The 17,473-nt window shown below is 70.2% G+C and carries 16 protein-coding genes; 9 read left to right on the forward strand and 7 right to left on the reverse strand.

What is annotated here, in order from left to right:
• Window positions 1-2 precede the first annotated feature (2 nt).
• The gene (locus ACKUU6_RS19985) at window positions 3-1,121 is read right to left on the reverse strand and encodes a D-alanyl-D-alanine carboxypeptidase family protein (protein ID WP_407992176.1); all 1,119 of its coding nucleotides are present in this window, start codon (window positions 1,119-1,121) and stop codon (window positions 3-5) included.
• A gap of 183 nt (window positions 1,122-1,304) precedes the next feature.
• Here ACKUU6_RS19985 and ACKUU6_RS19990 point away from each other — a divergent pair, with 183 nt between their 5' ends.
• Window positions 1,305-1,550: an SCO4848 family membrane protein gene (locus tag ACKUU6_RS19990; protein ID WP_407989927.1), complete on the forward strand. Its 246-nt coding sequence runs from the start codon at window positions 1,305-1,307 to the stop codon at window positions 1,548-1,550.
• Between the two features lie 85 nt (window positions 1,551-1,635).
• Here ACKUU6_RS19990 and ACKUU6_RS19995 read toward each other — a convergent pair whose 3' ends face one another.
• The 6 genes from ACKUU6_RS19995 to ACKUU6_RS20020 form a co-directional block, all read right to left on the reverse strand.
• On the reverse strand, window positions 1,636-2,409 hold the full coding sequence (locus tag ACKUU6_RS19995; protein ID WP_407989928.1) for a succinate dehydrogenase iron-sulfur subunit: 774 nt from the start codon (window positions 2,407-2,409) through the stop codon (window positions 1,636-1,638).
• Entirely contained in the window at window positions 2,409-4,151 is a 1,743-nt protein-coding gene (gene sdhA, locus ACKUU6_RS20000) for a succinate dehydrogenase flavoprotein subunit (RefSeq protein WP_407989929.1), read from the reverse strand. Before sdhA ends, ACKUU6_RS19995 begins: the two co-directional genes overlap by 1 nt.
• Window positions 4,152-4,179: 28 nt before the next feature.
• The gene (sdhD, locus tag ACKUU6_RS20005; protein ID WP_407989930.1) at window positions 4,180-4,671 is read right to left on the reverse strand and encodes a succinate dehydrogenase, hydrophobic membrane anchor protein; all 492 of its coding nucleotides are present in this window, start codon (window positions 4,669-4,671) and stop codon (window positions 4,180-4,182) included.
• Between the two features lie 6 nt (window positions 4,672-4,677).
• Window positions 4,678-5,058 carry a succinate dehydrogenase, cytochrome b556 subunit gene (sdhC, locus tag ACKUU6_RS20010; RefSeq protein WP_407989931.1) on the reverse strand — a complete coding sequence of 127 codons (381 nt, stop codon included), beginning with the start codon at window positions 5,056-5,058 and terminating at the stop codon, window positions 4,678-4,680.
• Window positions 5,059-5,254: 196 nt separating this feature from the next.
• The gene (locus tag ACKUU6_RS20015; RefSeq protein WP_407989932.1) at window positions 5,255-5,761 is read right to left on the reverse strand and encodes a 2-oxo-4-hydroxy-4-carboxy-5-ureidoimidazoline decarboxylase; all 507 of its coding nucleotides are present in this window, start codon (window positions 5,759-5,761) and stop codon (window positions 5,255-5,257) included.
• Between the two features lie 305 nt (window positions 5,762-6,066).
• On the reverse strand, window positions 6,067-6,807 hold the full coding sequence (locus ACKUU6_RS20020; RefSeq protein ID WP_407989933.1) for an SDR family oxidoreductase: 741 nt from the start codon (window positions 6,805-6,807) through the stop codon (window positions 6,067-6,069).
• 200 nt (window positions 6,808-7,007) lie between these two features.
• On the opposite strand from ACKUU6_RS20020, the gene ACKUU6_RS20025 reads away from it, so the two are divergent.
• From ACKUU6_RS20025 to ACKUU6_RS20060, 8 genes are all read left to right on the forward strand, one after another.
• Window positions 7,008-8,597 carry an acyl-CoA mutase large subunit family protein gene (locus tag ACKUU6_RS20025; protein ID WP_407989934.1) on the forward strand — a complete coding sequence of 530 codons (1,590 nt, stop codon included), beginning with the start codon at window positions 7,008-7,010 and terminating at the stop codon, window positions 8,595-8,597.
• 214 nt (window positions 8,598-8,811) lie between these two features.
• Window positions 8,812-10,062 (forward strand): amidohydrolase, encoded by a 1,251-nt coding sequence (locus ACKUU6_RS20030; RefSeq protein WP_407989935.1) that lies wholly within the window; start codon window positions 8,812-8,814, stop codon window positions 10,060-10,062.
• Between the two features lie 219 nt (window positions 10,063-10,281).
• The gene (locus tag ACKUU6_RS20035) at window positions 10,282-11,340 is read left to right on the forward strand and encodes a BMP family lipoprotein (RefSeq protein ID WP_407989936.1); all 1,059 of its coding nucleotides are present in this window, start codon (window positions 10,282-10,284) and stop codon (window positions 11,338-11,340) included.
• A gap of 271 nt (window positions 11,341-11,611) precedes the next feature.
• The gene (locus ACKUU6_RS20040) at window positions 11,612-13,183 is read left to right on the forward strand and encodes an ABC transporter ATP-binding protein (RefSeq protein ID WP_407992177.1); all 1,572 of its coding nucleotides are present in this window, start codon (window positions 11,612-11,614) and stop codon (window positions 13,181-13,183) included.
• Between the two features lie 5 nt (window positions 13,184-13,188).
• Window positions 13,189-14,346 carry an ABC transporter permease gene (locus ACKUU6_RS20045; protein WP_407989937.1) on the forward strand — a complete coding sequence of 386 codons (1,158 nt, stop codon included), beginning with the start codon at window positions 13,189-13,191 and terminating at the stop codon, window positions 14,344-14,346.
• A complete protein-coding gene (locus ACKUU6_RS20050; RefSeq protein WP_407989938.1) occupies window positions 14,343-15,608 on the forward strand; it encodes an ABC transporter permease in 1,266 nt (421 codons plus the stop codon). Before ACKUU6_RS20045 ends, ACKUU6_RS20050 begins: the two co-directional genes overlap by 4 nt.
• Window positions 15,605-16,000, forward strand: a complete 396-nt coding sequence (locus ACKUU6_RS20055; RefSeq protein WP_407989939.1) for a cytidine deaminase — start codon at window positions 15,605-15,607, stop codon at window positions 15,998-16,000. Before ACKUU6_RS20050 ends, ACKUU6_RS20055 begins: the two co-directional genes overlap by 4 nt.
• 183 nt (window positions 16,001-16,183) lie before the next feature.
• Window positions 16,184-17,461, forward strand: coding sequence for a thymidine phosphorylase (locus ACKUU6_RS20060; protein ID WP_407989940.1), 1,278 nt, complete (start codon window positions 16,184-16,186; stop codon window positions 17,459-17,461).
• Window positions 17,462-17,473 lie beyond the last annotated feature (12 nt).

Consider the following 17,473-nt stretch of genomic DNA (forward strand, 5'->3'; position numbering starts at 1 on the left):
GGTCAGCGGGCGGGCCGTCGCCTGACCCCGTGCACGGCGGCGGCCACGGCCGCCAGGCAGAGTCCGGCGGCCAGCCAGCCGGCCCAGCCGACCTCGCCCTGTTCCCGGGCGGCCGACAGCTGCTCCACGGGCGCGGCCTTGGGTGGCTCGGCGGCCGGGGTCGAACCGGCGCCGCCGGCGGAGGCGGCCGGCAGGGGCGGCGGGTCGGCCAGCCGGCCGACCGGGGTGACCTTCCCGGCCGCGGTGAAGCCCCAGTCGAGCAGGGCCGCCGTCTCGTCGTAGACCTGCTGCAACCCGGTCGGGTGCATCACCGTCACCAGCAGTGCGCGGCCGCCCCGCTCGGCCGCGCCGGTGAAGGTGGCCCCGGCGTTGGTGGTGTAGCCGTTCTTCACCCCGACCAGCCCCGGGTACTTGCCGAGCAGCCGGTCGGTGTTGGCGATGCCGAAGCTGCCGCGCTGCCCGGTGGTCTTGTCGACCGCGCCGGGGAACTGCGCGGTCCGGGTGGCGCAGTAGGCCCGGAAGTCCGGGTTGCGCAGGCCGGAGCGGGCGAACAGCGTCAGGTCGTACGCCGAGGTGAGCTGCCCGTCGGTGTCGTACCCGTCCGGCGTGATCACCTTGGTGTCCAGCGCCCCCAGGGCCTGGGCCCTGGCCTGCATCTGGGCCACCGTCTGGGGGATTCCGCCGTTCATGTGGGCCAGTACCCGGACCGCGTCGTTGCCCGAGGCGAGGAAGACCCCGCGCCAGAGGTCCTCCACCCGGTAGTCCAGGTTCTCCTTGACCCCGACCAGGCTGCTGCCGGCGCCCAGTCCGGCCAGTTCGGCGTCGGTGACCCGGTGCACGGTGTTCTTGTCGAACTTGGGCAGCACGGTGTCGGCGAACAGCATCTTCAGCGTGCTCGCGGGCGGCAGCCGCAGGTGCGCGTTGTTGGCGGCCAGCACCTCACCGCTGGCCGCGTCGGCCACCAGCCAGGACTGCCCGGTCAGCCCGGTGGGCAGCGCCGGAGCTCCGGCCGACGGTGCGAGCTGCACCCCCGGCTGCCCGAGCCGCTCGCCGCCCACCGTGGACACCCCGGGCGGGGGCTCCTGCCAGGGCGTCCCGGCGGAGCTCAGCGACACGGCCACGGCCACCGTGGCGCACCGGTACAGAAAGTGACGGAGTGTGGACACCCCGGGACCGTACCCGGAGGCCCCGCCGGTGGCCCGCCGCGCCGGAATCGTCCCCCGAACGAGTGCCGCCGGTTGGCCCGTCCGGACCACTCCGCATACTGGACCGGACCGTTCCGCCCCCGCCCGCTAGGACCTCCCATGAAGCTCGGCCGCCGCACCTCCTGGTTCCTCACCGCCTTCGGCGTCTGGTCGGTGATCATCTGGATCACCTTCCTGAAGAACCTCTGGAAGGACTCGGGCGGCCAGGCCTTCAGCAACGGCGACCATGGTCAGCCCACCGCCTTCTTCTGGGTCCACCTGCTGCTCACCGTCACCTCGCTGGCCCTCGGCCTGGCGGTCGGGGCGATCGGCGTACGGAGCCTGCGCACCCTGCGCCGCGCCTGAACGGCGCGGCGACACGACCGAGGGCCCGTCCGGTCTGCCGGACGGGCCCTCGGTTCGTGCTGCTCAGTTGGTGCTCAGGCGACGGTCAGAAGCGGCGGGTCACCAGGGCCCGCTTCACTTCCTGGATCGCCTTGGTGACCTCGATGCCACGGGGGCAGGCCTCGGAGCAGTTGAAGGTGGTGCGGCAGCGCCACACGCCCTCGCGGTCGTTCAGGATCTCCAGGCGCTGCTCGCCGCCCTCGTCACGCGAGTCGAAGATGAAGCGGTGCGCGTTGACGATGGCCGCCGGGCCGAAGTACTGGCCGTCGTTCCAGAACACCGGGCACGAGGAGGTGCACGCGGCGCACAGGATGCACTTGGTGGTGTCGTCGAACCGCTCGCGGTCCTCGGCGGTCTGCAGGCGCTCGCGGGTCGGCTCGTTCCCGTTGGTGATCAGGAACGGCATGACGTCCTTGTACGCCTGGAAGAACGGGTCCATGTCCACGATCAGGTCCTTGAGGACCGTGAGGCCCTTGATGGCCTCGATCGTGATCGGCTGCTCCGGGTTGACGTCCTTGATCAGGGTCTTGCACGCCAGCCGGTTGCGGCCGTTGATCCGCATCGCGTCGGAGCCGCAGATGCCGTGCGCGCAGGAACGGCGGTACGTGAGGGTGCCATCCTGCTCCCACTTGACCTTGTTGAGGGCGTCCAGGACGCGCTCCTTCGGGTCCATCTCCAGCTGGTAGTCGACCCACACCGGGTCCGGCAGCTCCTCCGGGTTGAACCGGCGGATCCGGAGGGTGACGGTGATCAGCTGGACGCCGCCCACCTCGGCCGCGTCCAGAGCGGCCGAGTGCTTCTCCACGGTCGGAGTGCTCATCAGTACTTACGCTCCATCGGCTGGTAGCGGGTCGTGACGACCGGCTTGTAGTCGAGGCGGATCGAGGTGGTGCCGTCCGCGGCGACCTCCTGGTACGCCATGGTGTGCTGCATGAACTTCACGTCGTCACGGGTCGGGAAGTCCTCGCGGTAGTGACCGCCGCGCGACTCCTCGCGGGCGAGCGCGGAGACGGCCAGCACCTCGGCCAGGTCGAGCAGGTTGCCCAGCTCGACGGCCTCCAGCAGGTCCGTGTTGTAGCGCTGGCCCTTGTCCTGGATCGCGACGTTCTTGTACCGCTCGCGCAGCACGGCGATGTCGGCCACGGCCTGCTTCAGGGTCTCGCCGGTCCGGTAGACCATGGCGTTGGTGTCCATGGTCTCCTGCAGCTCCTTGCGGATCTGCGCGACCGACTCGGTGCCCTCGGAGTCGCGGAGGCCCTCGATGATCGAGATGACCTTCTCGGCCGGGTTCTCCGGGAGCTCGGTGAAGTCGACGGTCTGCGCGTAGTCGGCGGCGGCGATGCCGGCCCGCTTGCCGAACACGTTGATGTCGAGCAGCGAGTTGGTGCCCAGGCGGTTGGCGCCGTGTACCGAGACGCAGGCCACCTCGCCGGCCGCGTAGAGGCCGGGCACCACGTCGGTGTTGTTGCGCAGCACCTCGCCCTCGACGTTGGTCGGGATGCCGCCCATCGCGTAGTGCGCGGTGGGCTGGATCGGGATCGGGTCCGTGTAGGGCTCGATGCCGAGGTAGGTCCGGGCGAACTCGGTGATGTCCGGGAGCTTCGCGTCCAGCTGCTCCGGCGGGAGGTGCGTCAGATCCAGGTAGACGTGGTCGCCGTCCGGACCGCAGCCGCGACCCTCGCGGATCTCGGTGTAGATCGCGCGGGAGCAGACGTCACGGGACGCGAGGTCCTTCATGACGGGGGCGTAGCGCTCCATGAAGCGCTCGCCGTCCTTGTTGCGCAGGATGCCGCCCTCGCCGCGGGCGCCCTCGGTGAGCAGGATGCCCATCCGCCAGATGCCCGTCGGGTGGAACTGGAAGAACTCCATGTCCTCCAGCGGCAGGCCGCGACGGTAGACCAGCGCCTGGCCGTCACCGGTCAGGGTGTGCGCGTTGGAGGTCACCTTGAAGAACTTGCCGGTGCCGCCGGAGGCGAAGACCACCGACTTGGCCTGGAAGACGTGGATCTCGCCGGTGGCCAGCTCGTAGGCGACGACGCCCGCGGTCTTGCCGTCGTTGATCAGCAGGTCCAGGACGTAGAACTCGTTGAAGAACTCGACGCCGTGCTTGACGCAGTTCTGGAACAGCGTCTGCAGGATCATGTGACCGGTGCGGTCGGCCGCGTAGCAGGAGCGGCGGACGGGCGCCTCACCGTGGTTGCGGGAGTGCCCGCCGAAGCGGCGCTGGTCGATCCGGCCCTGCTCGGTCCGGGAGAAGGGCAGACCCATCTTCTCCAGGTCGAGGACGGCGTCGATGGCCTCCTTGCACATGATCTCGGCGGCGTCCTGGTCGACCAGGTAGTCACCACCCTTGACCGTGTCGAAGGTGTGCCACTCCCAGTTGTCCTCCTCGACGTTGGCGAGGGCGGCGCACATGCCGCCCTGGGCCGCGCCGGTGTGGGAGCGGGTGGGGTACAGCTTGGTCAGCACTGCGGTGCGGCTGCGCTGGGTCGACTCGATGGCCGCGCGCATGCCCGCGCCACCGGCGCCGACGATGACGGTGTCGTACTTGTGAATCTGCATGGGGTCTACGTCGCCTCTGGCTGGCCGATTAGATGTTCGGGTCGAAGGTGAAGATCACCAGGGTGCCGAGCAGGACCGTGAAGACGGTCGCGGCGCCCATCAGGGTCTTCAGCCACAGCCTGGTGGAGGCCTTCTCCGCGTAGTCGTTGATGACCGTGCGCATGCCGTTGCTGCCGTGCAGCATGGCGAGCCACAGCATCAGCAGGTCCCAGCCCTGCCAGAACGGCGAGGCCCAGCGGCCCGCCACGAAGGCGAAGTTGATCTTCGACACGCCGCCGTCGAGCACCAGCATGATCAGCAGGTGACCGAGGATCAGCACGACCAGCAGGACACCCGACAGGCGCATGAACAGCCAGGCGAGCATCTCGAAGTTGGTGCGCGAACGCCGCGGGGTCTTCTTGGTACGCGTGCGCGGGGGCTCGACGACGAAGGCGTCGGCCGGGTTCCCGGTGCCCAGGCCCTGGCCGGTGTGGGCCTGGAAGGAGGGGACCACCAGGGTCTCGTTGGTCTCAGTAGCCATCGCGGATCATCCCCCGAACCAGGTGCGAAGCGTGTGCTGGAGGATGTGGTAGAACGACGCCGCCAACAGGACGACCCAGACACCGACGACGGTCCACAGCATCTGCTTCTGCAGGCGCGGACCCTTCGACCAGAAGTCCACCGCGATGACCCGCAGGCCGTTCAGTGCGTGGAACAGGATGGCGGCGGTGAGGCCGTACTCCATCAGGTTCACCAGCGGTGTCTTGTACGTCTGGATGACGGTGTCGTACGACTCGGGTGACACCCGCACGAGCGCGGTGTCGAGAACATGGGCGAACAGGAAGAAGAAGATGAGGACGCCGGTGACTCGATGAGCCACCCAGCTCCACATGCCTTCCCGGCCGCGGTACAGCGTTCCAGCCGGCACGGAAAACCCTCCGGAAGCGATTGGGGGCTCGGCCGGCTTCGGTGTCGGTCAGCCCGGCCGGTACGGTCTCCGGCCGCCAGCATCCTATCGACGCCGTGTCGTGAACCGCCTCCGGGGGTGTCAGGTGTGATCAATCAGGCACGCACGGCCTAATCGACCACCGAAATGTGACTGTGCGTGATGATCTGCTGGTCGGTCAGTTGCCCGCCCTGCTCGCCGCGGCCGAGGCCACCAGGTGCTCCAGGCGGGTCAGCGCGATCCGGCGGAGCTCGTCGGCCGCGATCAGCCGTTCCTCGTCCGGATCGTTGGCGAGCCTGGTCCGGACGGAGGTGAGCACGGTGTCGAGCATCTCCTCCGGTTCGACCCCGTCCAGGCAGACCACGAAGACGTGGCCGAACCGCGCCTCGTACGCGGCGTGGGCGGCCCGCAGTGCGGTGTGCGCCGCCTGGCTGCCGGGGGCGCGCATGCCGAGCAGCGGCTGCGGCATCCAACTCTCGTCGGCCAGCGCCTCGGCCAGGTCGGCCGGGCGCAGGTCGTAGGACGCCTCACTGGCGGCGGCCAGCAGGGACTCTATGTCGGGGTAGGGGCGGTGTGCGGTGAGCCGGAGCGCCCAGCGGTGGCTGCCGCAGCAGGCCAGCAGGGCCTCCTCGGCGGCGCCGGGGTCGGCCTCGTTGAAACGGTGAAGCCCGAGCAGGGACGGCACCAGCAGCGGCAGGTCGAACCGTTGCGGCGGGATGTCACTGGACAGCGGGTCCTCCTCGTGAGGGCGGGAAGGGGAGATGCTCCAGAGACGAAACGTAAGTCGTCGGCGGTTGCGCGGAGGACCGGTCGGCCGGGCCCGGGAACAGGCGTCTTGTGGACCGCCCGGGCAGCGGCCCCACGGTAGTTGAGGGTTCGTCAATTGAGGAAGAGTCACGCCGAATTCACTCGATCGAGCTATCAAGTCGTGATGTTGTCATGCTCGTTGGGGTGGCCGCCGGTCCGGCCACCCCGACGGGCGGGCCGCGCTCAGCCCCGGTGCACCTTGTGGTTGGCCGCCTGCGCCCGGGGCCGGACCACCAGCAGGTCGATGTTGACGTGCGGCGGCCGGGTGACCGCCCAGGAGACGGTGTCGGCGACGTCCTCGGAGGTGAGCGGCTCCGCCACGCCCGCGTAGACCGCCGCCGCCTTCTCCTCGTCGCCCCGGAAGCGGGTGACCGCGAAGCCCTCGGACTTCACCATGCCCGGTGCGATCTCGATCACCCGGATCGGCTCGCCGCACAGCTCGAGCCGGAGGGTGGCCGCGACGCTGTGCGCGGCGGCCTTGGCCGCCACGTACCCGCCGCCGCCCTCGTACGCGGCCAGCGCGGCGGTCGAGCTGAGCACCAGCACCGTGCCGTCGCCGCTCGCCCGCAGCGCGGGGAGCAGGGCCTGGGTCACGTGCAGCACGCCGAGCACGTTCACCTGGTACATCGCCAGCCAGTCGGCCGGGTCGGCGGTCTCCACGGACTCCGCGCCGATCGCCCCGCCCGCGTTGTTGACCAGCACGTCGACCGGGCCGACCTCGGCCGCGAACGCGTCCACCGCGGCCCGGTCGGTCACGTCCACGGTGTACGCCCGGCCGCCGATCTCCTTGGCGAGCGCCTCGATCCGCTCGGTCCTGCGGGCCGTGACCACCACCTCGAAGCCGTCGGCGGCCAGCCGCCGGGCCGTCGCCGCACCGATCCCGCTGCTGGCACCGGTGACCACGGCCACCTTGCGCTCGGTCATTTCCACTCCCCAGGTTCGTCCGGTCGTCTGGCACCGATCATCGCAGGGAGTGCCGGGCGGGCCGGGTGCGGACCGCCTGTGAGCAAGGTCCCAGCCGTGGCCTCTGTCTGTTCCCGACCACGCACGACTACATTGCGTAGCTCCAGCTGAACGTTAGTCAGCACTCACTCACCGCATCCCTCACCCTGCGGAGGACCCCCATGGCAGCCGAGCCCCGTCGCACCGAGTCGGGCCTCCCGATCGAGCCGCTGTACGGTCCGGAGACCCTCGCCGGCTGGGACCCGGAGGCCAAGCTCGGTCGGCCGGGCGAGTACCCGTACACGCGCGGCGTCTACCCCTCGATGTATACCGGCCGACCCTGGACGATGCGCCAGTACGCGGGCTTCGGCACGGCGGCCGAGTCCAACGCCCGGTACAAGCAGCTGATCGCCAACGGCACCATGGGGCTCTCGGTCGCCTTCGACCTGCCGACCCAGATGGGCTACGACTCGGACGCGCCGATCTCGGCCGGCGAGGTCGGCAAGGTCGGCGTGGCGATCGACAGCGTCGACGACATGAGCGTGCTCTTCGGCGGCATCCCGCTGGGCGAGGTCTCCACCTCGATGACCATCAACGCGCCCGGCTCGCTGCTCCTGCTGCTGTACCAACTGGTCGGCGAGGCCCAGGGTGTGGCCTCCAACAAGCTGACCGGCACGATCCAGAACGACGTGCTCAAGGAGTACATCGCGCGCGGGACGTACATCTTCCCGCCGAAGCCGAGCCTGCGGCTGATCGCGGACGTGTTCCAGTACTGCCGCGCCGAGATCCCGAAGTGGAACACCATCTCGATCTCCGGCTACCACATGGCCGAGGCCGGGGCGAACCCCGCGCAGGAGATCGCCTTCACGCTGGCCAACGGCATCGAGTACGTGCGCACCGCGGTCGCCGCCGGGATGGACGTGGACGACTTCGCGCCGCGGCTCTCCTTCTTCTTCGTCTCCCGCACCACGCTGCTCGAAGAGGTGGCCAAGTTCCGTGCCGCGCGCCGGATCTGGGCCCGGGTGATGCGCGAGGAGTTCAACGCGAAGAACCCGAAGTCGCAGATGCTGCGCTTCCACACCCAGACCGCCGGGGTCCAACTCACCGCCCAGCAGCCCGAGGTGAACCTGGTCCGGGTCTCGGTCCAGGCGCTCGCGGCGGTGTTCGGCGGCACCCAGTCGCTGCACACCAACAGCTTCGACGAGGCCATCGCCCTGCCCACCGAGAAATCCGCCCGGCTGGCGCTGCGCACCCAGCAGGTGCTGGCGTACGAGACCGACATCACCGCCACGGTGGACCCGTTCGCCGGCTCCTACGTGGTCGAGCAGATGACCGACGAGGTCGAGGCCGCCGCGCTGGAACTCATGCACAAGGTCGAGGAGATGGGCGGCTCGGTGGCCGCCATCGAGCAGGGCTACCAGAAGGGCGAGATCGAGCGGACCGCCTACCGGATCCAGCAGGAGCAGGACTCCGGCGAGCGCACCGTGGTCGGCGTCAACCGCTTCCAGCTGGACACCGAGGACCCGTACGAGCCGCTCCGGGTGGACCCGGCGATCGAGGCCCAGCAGGCCGAGCGGCTGGCCAGGCTCCGCGCGGAACGCGACAGTTCGGCGGTGGACCGCTCGCTGACCGCCCTCCGCAAGGCGGCCGAGGGCAGCGACAACGTGCTGTACCCGATGAAGGAGGCGCTGGCCGCCCGGGCCACCGTCGGTGAGGTCTGCAACGCGCTGCGCGAGATCTGGGGCACCTACACCCCGGTCGACCGCTTCTGAGCGGCCGTCAGTCGGCGCTGTGCGCGGGGTCGGGGCGCGCCCCGGACCCCGCGCCGTGTCCTGCTCCCGGACCGCTCGTTGCACAGACCAGCGAGCACCGGAAGGCGGATGAAACGGTATGTCATACCCAGCTGCGGGGCCGGTATGCACCCATCCGGGGACCAGTTCGGCGGAAGTCGGGCCAAAAACCCACCACCGGCCTAGTCTTGTTGGGGTGAACGATCCGCAGCCCGCCGCTCAGGCCACCCTCACCCCCGCCCGCCCCGGTTCTGACCTGCGCGCAAGGGTACGGGCCTACGAGGCGGAGCTGATCGCCTTCCGCCGTGACCTGCACCGGCACCCGGAGCTGGGGCGGCAGGAGTTCCGCACCACCCGGCTGATCCGCGAGCGGCTGCTGGCCGCCGGTCTCTCGCCCCGGCTGCTGCCGGGCGGCACCGGGATGACGGTCGACATCCTGCCGGCCGACCACCAGCCGGGCACCCCGTTCCTCGCCTTCCGGGCGGACATCGACGCGCTGCCGATCGACGACGCCAAGGCCGAGGCCCCGTACCGCTCCACGCTGCCCGGCCGGGCGCACGCCTGCGGGCACGACGTGCACACCTCGGTGGTGCTCGGCACCGCGCTGGTGCTGGCCCAGGCGGCCCGGACGGGGGAGCTGAAGCAGCCGGTGCGGCTGATCTTCCAGCCCGCCGAGGAGATGATGCCCGGCGGCGCGCTGGACGTCATCGAGGCGGGCGGGATGGAGGACGTCGGCCGGATCTTCGCGGTGCACTGCGACCCGAGGGTCCAGGTGGGCCGGATCGGCCTCAAGGTCGGCGCGATCACCTCTGCCTGCGACCGGCTGGTGCTGCACCTGGACGGGCCCGGCGGGCACACCGCGCGGCCGCACCTGACCACCGACCTGGTCACCGCGGTGGCCCGGCTGGCCTCCGACCTGCCGCCCGCGCTGGCCCGCCGGATGGACCCGCGCTGGGGCGTGAGCCTGGTCTGGGGCCGGATCGCCTCGGGCTCGGCCTCCAACGTGATCCCGCAACACGCCGAGCTGGAGGGCACCGTCCGCTGCCTGGAGCTGGCCGGCTGGCGCGAGGCGCCGGACGCGCTGCACGAGCTGACCGCGAAGCTGGCCGAGCTCTACCGGGCCAAGTGGACGGTGGACTACCACCGGGGGGTGCCGCCGGTGGTGAACGAGCACGCCTCGATCAACCAGTTCGAGGCGGCGATGACCGGCCGCTTCGCCACCGGGGCGGGTCCGGTGGTCGAGGACACCGAGCAGAGCCTCGGCGGTGAGGACTTCTCCTGGTACCTGGAGCACGCCCCCGGCGCGCTCGCCCGGCTGGGTGTCCGGAGTCCGCACGACAGCACGGTCCGCGACCTCCACCACGGGCGGTTCGACGTGGACGAGCGGGCGATCGCGATCGGGGTCGAACTGTTTGCGGCACTCGCCCTGGAGTACGGGCGAGTCTGAGGTCCGTGAGGGCGGCTCACCGTAGAGTGGCGGCGCACTACCAGTGAGTAGTGACATTCGGGTATGGCAAGCTTGGACATATGTCCGGTTCGTCCGGACGTAGCACCACGTTTTGATAACAACCCGTATGCCCTTCGGGCCCGTAACCCAACCGTGTTCTACGCGCGTTACGGTGGCGCTCGACCACGCCAAACGGGTGTGTGAGAAGGAGATACTCCCTTGCGCCGTTCTATGAAGCTCGCCGCGGTAGTGCTCACGGGTTCCCTGGGCATCGCCTCGCTCGCCGCTTGCGGCGCAAAGAGCACCGACAACAACACCTCCGCCCCCGCCGGTGGTGCCTCCGGCATCAAGGTCGGCATGGCGTACGACATCGGCGGCCGTGGCGACCAGTCGTTCAACGACTCCGCCGCCCGTGGCCTCGACAAGGCCAAGGCCGACCTCGGCGTGCAGGTCACCGAGGCCGAGGCCAAGACCGGTGAGGCCGAGGCCGACAAGGAGACCCGCCTCAAGACGCTGGTGACCGGTGGCTTCAACCCGATCATCGCCGTCGGCTTCGTCTACCAGGCCGCGGTCGAGAAGGTCGCCAAGGACAACCCGAACGTCAAGTTCGCGATCATCGACTCCGGCTCCTCCACCCAGCCGAGCAACGTCACCTCGCTGACGTTCTCGGAGCAGGAGGGCTCGTACCTGGCCGGCGTCGCCGCCGCCTCGAAGAGCACCGCGAAGCACATCGGCTTCATCGGTGGCGTGCAGTCCGAGCTGATCAAGAAGTTCGAGGCCGGTTACGTCGCGGGCGCCAAGTCGGTCACCCCGGACATCAAGATCGAGACCACCTACCTCACCACCCCGCCGGACTTCTCGGGCTTCAACGACCCGGGTAAGGGCAAGGACGCCGCGCAGGGCCAGATCGACAAGGGCGCGGACGTCGTCTACTCCGCCGCCGGCTCCTCCGGCAACGGCGCCATCGAGGCCGTCTACAACGCCAAGAAGTGGGCCATCGGCGTCGACTCGGACCAGGCCGCCCAGCCGGCCCTGGCCAAGTACAAGGACCGCATCCTCACCTCGATGGTGAAGAACGTCGACACCGCGGTGTACTCGTACATCGACTCGGTCAAGAAGGGCTCGCCGATCACCGGCGCCAAGAACTTCGACCTGAAGGAGAAGGGCGTGTCGCTGGCCACCACCGGCGGCTTCATCTCCGACATCCAGGCGAAGCTGGACGCGGCCACCGCGGCCATCACCTCGGGCGCCACCAAGATCCCGACCACCACCGGCTGACACCTGCTCAGCCTGCCGCCGGTCCCCGCGACCGGCGCGCATGATTGACACAGCATCAGGGCGGGGCCCGGCTGGGTGCGTACGCGCACGCCACCGGGCCTCGCCCATTCCCCCAAGCCTTCTCCAGCGCAACGACGCGCCCTGTGACCATCAGGAGATCGCCATCACCGCTTCCGAACCCGCCCCGACCCCCGCGGGCGGCAACCCCAGCGCGGGGACGGCGACACCGGCCGTCGAACTGCGCGGCATCACCAAGCGCTTCCCCGGTGTCGTGGCCAACCACGACATCGACATCACCGTGGCCCCCGGCACCGTGCACGCCCTGATGGGCGAGAACGGCGCGGGCAAGTCCACCCTGATGAAGATCCTCTACGGCATGCAGAAGCCGGACGAGGGCACCATCGCCGTCAACGGTGAGCAGGTCGAGTTCAACACCCCCGGCGACGCCATCGCGCGCGGCATCGGCATGGTGCACCAGCACTTCATGCTGGCCGACTACCTGACGGTGTGGGAGAACGTCGTCCTGGGCGGCGAGAAGCTCCACGGGATAGGAGCCAGGGCCAAGGCGAAGATCCGCGAGATCTCCGACCAGTACGGCCTGGGCATCCGCCCCGACGCCATGGTCGAGGACCTCGGCGTGGCGGACCGTCAGCGCGTGGAGATCCTCAAGGTGCTCTACCGGGGCGCCAAGATCCTCATCCTGGACGAGCCGACCGCCGTGCTGGTGCCGCAGGAGGTGGACGCGCTCTTCGGCAACCTGCGGGAGCTCAAGGCCGAGGGCGTCACCGTCATCTTCATCTCGCACAAGCTGCACGAGGTGCTCTCGGTGGCCGACGCGATCAGCGTGATCCGCCGGGGCACCACGGTCGGCGACGCCGACCCGCGCACCGTGACCGCCCGTCAGCTCGCCGAGCTGATGGTCGGCGCCGAGCTGCCCTCCCCGGCGAGCCGCGAGTCCACCGTCACCGAGACCGAGATGCTCAGGGTCGACACCCTGCGGATCGCCAAGGCGGACGCCGAGGGCATCGAGCGCGTGGTGCTGGACGACATCTCGCTGCGGATCCGCAAGGGCGAGATCCTCGGCATCGCCGGTGTAGAGGGCAACGGCCAGGCCGAACTGGTCGAGGCAATCATGGGCATGCTGCCGCTGGACGGCGGCACCGTCACGCTGGACGGCACGGACCTGACCGGGACGCTGACCCGGACCCGTCGGGAGGCCGGCATCGGCTACATCCCCGAGGACCGGCACCGGCACGGCCTGCTGCTGGAGGCCCCGCTCTGGGAGAACCGGATCCTCGGTCACGTCACCGAGGAGCCCAACTCCAAGGGCCTGCTGCTCGACCCGGCCGGCGCCCGCAGGGACACCCGGCGGATCGTCGAGGAGTACGACGTCCGTACCCCCGGCATCGAGGTCACCGCGGCCTCGCTCTCCGGCGGCAACCAGCAGAAGCTGATCATCGGCCGCGAGATGAGCCACAAGCCCAAGCTGCTGATCGCCGCCCACCCCACCCGTGGTGTGGACGTCGGCGCGCAGGCGCAGATCTGGGAGCAGATCCGGGCCGCCCAGCGCGACGGTCTGGCGGTGCTGCTGATCTCCGCCGACCTGGACGAGCTGATCGGCCTCTCCGACACCATCCGGGTGATCTACCGCGGCCGTCTGGTCGCGGACGCCGACCCGGCCACCGTGACGGCCGAGGACCTGGGCACCGCGATGACGGGTGCGGCCACCGGCCACATCGCGTCGGACCCGGAGGCGGTCGCCGAGTTCCGGGCGGTCGTGACCGAGGGCACCGAGGCCGAGTCCACCCAAGACACCGCCACCGACGCGCAGGCGGGGGAGTAACCCACATGACCAGTCCCAACCCCGCCGCCACCGGACCGGTGGCGAAGAAGCGGTTCGACACCGAGAAGATCGTGCTCGGCGTGGCCGCGCCGGTCCTCGCGGTGCTGCTCTCCCTGGTGATCTGCAGCGTGCTGCTGGCGGTCTCCGGCAAGGAGCCGTTCAAGGCGTTCGACGTGCTGTTCTCGTACGGAACCGCCTCGGACGGCCAGGTCGGCATCCTCAACCGGGCCACCACGTACTACCTCGCCGGTGCCGCGGCCGCCTTCGGCTTCCGGATGAACCTCTTCAACATCGGCGTCGACGGCCAGTACAAGCTGGGGGTGCTGTTCGCCGCCTTCGTCGGCAGCCAGCTGGACCTGCCCGCGATCCTGCAGATCCCGCTGCTGCTGCTGACCGCCATGGCGGTCGGTGGCCTGTGGGCGAGCATCGCCGGTCTGCTCAAGGTCTACCGGGGCGTCAGCGAGGTCATCTCGACCATCATGCTGAACGCCATCGCCACCTCGGTGGTCGGCCTGTTGCTGGTGCCGGGCATCTTCGCCCCCGAGAAGGGCACCACCACCAACAGCATCCAGACCGATCCGATCTCCGCCTCCAGCCACTTCTTCACGCTGGAGACCGCCGGTGGCACCCTCTGGGGCTTCCTGGTGATCGCGATCCTGGTCGGCGTGGCGTTCCAGTTCACCCTGAGCCGGACCCGGTTCGGCTTCGACCTGCGCGCCACCGGCCGCTCGGAGAGCGCCGCCACCGCGTCGGGCGTGAACGTCAAGCGGATGGTGATCACCTCGATGGTGGTCTCCGGCGCGATCGCCGGTCTGATCGGCCTGCCCGAACTGATGTCAAGCTCCTACTACTTCGGGCAGGGCATCCAGCCGGGCCTCGGCTTCATCGGCATCTCGGTCGCCCTGCTCGGCCGTAACTCGCCGATCGGCATCGCCCTGTCGGCGCTGCTGTTCGCCTTCCTCGACGTGGCCGGGACCCAGCTGCCGAACAGCGGCGACTACCCGCAGGAAATCGTCAACGTCATGCAGGGCACCATCGTCATCTGTGTCGTCGTCGCCTACGAGCTGGTGCGCCGCTACGGCCTCAAGCGCCAGCAGCAGAAGGTCGGCGCCGAGCTGGCCGCCCAGGCCGCCGCTGCTGCCAAGAAGGAGGTGGCGGCATGAGCACCGCTACTGCCGCCCGGCCGAAGTCGCCGGGCACGCCCGTCAAGAAGCGCAAGCTGACCGTCCCGGTCGTGCTGCTGCTGATCGCCGGGGCCCTGCTGCTGTTCTCCGCCGTGGGCGCGGCCACCGGCAACCACGGTCTGACGTCCTCCGGGCAGGTCACCGCCGCGCTGGGCGCCTCGGTGCCGATCGCGATGGCCGGCCTCGGTGGTCTCTGGGCCGAGCGGGCCGGCGTGGTCAACATCGGCCTCGAAGGCATGATGGTCGCCGGCACCTTCTGCGGCGCCTGGGCCGGCTACCTGGTCAACCCCTGGGTCGGCCTGCTGGCCGGCATGGCGGGCGGCGCGCTCGGCGGTCTGCTGCACGCGCTGATCACCGTCACCTTCGGCGTCGACCACATCGTTTCCGGTGTCGGCATCAACCTGCTGATCCCCGGCATCTGCGCGTACGTCAACCGGATCTACTACCGCGACTACGTGGCCTTCGGCGCGGGCGCCAACCAGTCCCCGCCGGCCGACCCGCTGCCGTACATCACGGTCCCCGGGCTGTCCGACTGGCTGCGCAGCATCGAGGTGCACCACTGGTTCCTGGTCTCCGACGTCGCGGGCATCCTCGGCGGCATGGTCTCCAACCTCTCGGTGGTCGTGGTGATCGCCGCGGCCTTCGTGGTGGGCAGCTACTTCGTGCTCTGGCGGACGGTCTTCGGCCTGCGGCTGCGCTCCTGCGGCGAGAACCCGACCGCCGCCGAGTCGCTGGGCGTCAACGTCTACAAGTACAAGTACCTCGCGGTGATCTCCTCAGGCGCGTTCGCCGGTCTGGCCGGTGCGTACCTCTCGCTGGTCGCGGCGCACTTCTACAAGGACGGCATGACCCAGGGCCGGGGCTTCATCGGTCTGGCCGCGATGATCTTCGGCAACTGGATGCCCGGCGGTCTGGCGATGGGTGCCGGCCTGTTCGGCTTCACCGACAGCCTCCAGCTCCGTGACGCCGACTCGGTGCACGTGCTGCTGCTGACCATCTCGCTCGCCATGGCGCTGCTGGCGCTCTGGAAGCTGTACCGGCGCCAGTACCGGGGTGCCGCGATCAGCCTGGTGGTCGCCGCCGGTCTGGCGATCTGGTACGCCACCACCGACACGGTGCCGCGTCCGCTGATCGTCGCCACCCCGTACGTGATCACCCTGGTGGTGCTCGCGCTGGCCTCGCAGCGACTGCGGATGCCCAAGGCGGACGGGCAGATCTACCGGCGGGGGCAGGGCAAGTGACGGCCGCTCCGACGGTCGACTGGGAGCGCCTGCGGACCGCCGCCCGGGACGCGATGGGGCACGCGTACGCTCCGTACAGCAAGTTTCCGGTGGGCGCCGCCGCCCTGGTGGACGACGGCCGGGTGGTCACCGGCTGCAACGTGGAGAACGCCTCGTACGGCCTCGCCCTGTGCGCCGAGTGCGGGCTGGTCTCGGCGCTGCACGCGAGCGGCGGCGGCCGGCTGGTGGCGTTCACCTGCGTCGACGGCGCCGGCGAGCTGCTGATGCCGTGCGGGCGCTGCCGCCAGCTGCTGTACGAGCACGGCGGGCCTTCGCTGCTGGTGGAGCTGCCGTCCGGCGTGCTGCCGATGAGCGAGGTCCTGCCGGACGCCTTCGGGCCGGAGCGACTCTGAGGGTCGGCCCGGCTCGGGCGACCGGGCCGCGACAGCTCTGAGGGCCGACCGCAACGGCTCTGACGACCGGGCCGGAGCGGCTCTGGCCACTCGCTTAGTTACGCGCGTAGAGTGTCGCGGGGGATCAGCTCCCTCGCGGCACTCTTCGCATTTCCTCTTCCTCGAACCTCCTGGAGCACCATCATGGACGCCCCCTCCGTCATCAGGACCAAGCGCGACCGCGGCGAGCTGACCGACCCCCAGATCGACTGGGTGATCGACGCCTACACCCGCGGCGAGGTCGCCGACGAGCAGATGTCCGCGCTGGCCATGGCGATCCTGCTGAACGGCATGAACCTGCGCGAGATCAGCCGCTGGACCGACGCGATGATCCGCTCCGGCGTCCGGATGGACTTCTCCGCGCTCGGCGTCCCCACCTCCGACAAGCACTCCACCGGCGGCGTCGGCGACAAGATCACCCTCCCGCTGGCCCCGCTGGTCGCCGCCTGTGGCGCGGCCGTCCCCCAGCTCTCCGGCCGGGGCCTCGGCCACACCGGCGGCACCCTGGACAAGCTGGAGTCCATCCCCGGCTGGCGGGCGCTGCTCTCCAACGAGGAGATGATGGCCGTGCTGGGCTCCGCCGGTGCGGTGATCTGCGCCGCCGGTGACGGTCTGGCCCCCGCCGACAAGAAGCTCTACGCGCTGCGCGACGTCACCGGCACGGTCGAGGCGATCCCGCTGATCGCCTCCTCGATCATGTCCAAGAAGATCGCCGAGGGCACCGGCGCGCTGGTCCTCGACGTCAAGGTCGGCTCCGGCGCCTTCATGAAGAACCTGGCCGACGCCCAGGAGCTGGCCCGCACCATGGTCGGCCTGGGCACCGCCGCCGGGGTCAACACCGTCGCGCTGCTCACCGACATGTCCACCCCGCTCGGCCTCACCGCCGGCAACGCGCTCGAGGTCCGCGAGTCCGTCGAGGTGCTGGCCGGCGGCGGCCCCGCCGACGTGGTCGAGCTGACCTTGGCGCTGGCCCGCGAGATGCTCGCGGCGGCCGGCGTGCACGGCAAGGACCCGGCCGACGCGCTGCGGGACGGCTCCGCGATGGACCACTGGCGCCGGATGATCTCCGCCCAGGGCGGCGACGTGGACGCCCCGCTGCCGGTCGCCCGCGAGCAGCACGTCGTCACCGCCTCCTCCTCCGGTGTCCTCACCGGCCTGGATGCCTACGCCGTCGGCGTCTGCGCCTGGCGCCTCGGCGCGGGCCGCGCCCGCAAGGAGGACCCGGTGCAGGCCGGCGCCGGCGTCGAGATGCACGCCAAGCCGGGCGACGAGGTAACGGCGGGTCAGCCCCTGCTGACCCTGCACACCGACACCCCCGAGCGCTACGACTACGCGATGGAGGCCCTGGCCGGCGGCGTCACCATCTCGCCCGAGGGCACCGCCTTCACGCCGAACCCGATCGTGCTCGACCGGATCGCGTAACACCCGCATCGC

Source organism: Kitasatospora sp. CMC57, from assembly GCF_045866025.2.
Taxonomy (GTDB): Bacteria; Actinomycetota; Actinomycetes; order Streptomycetales; family Streptomycetaceae; genus Kitasatospora.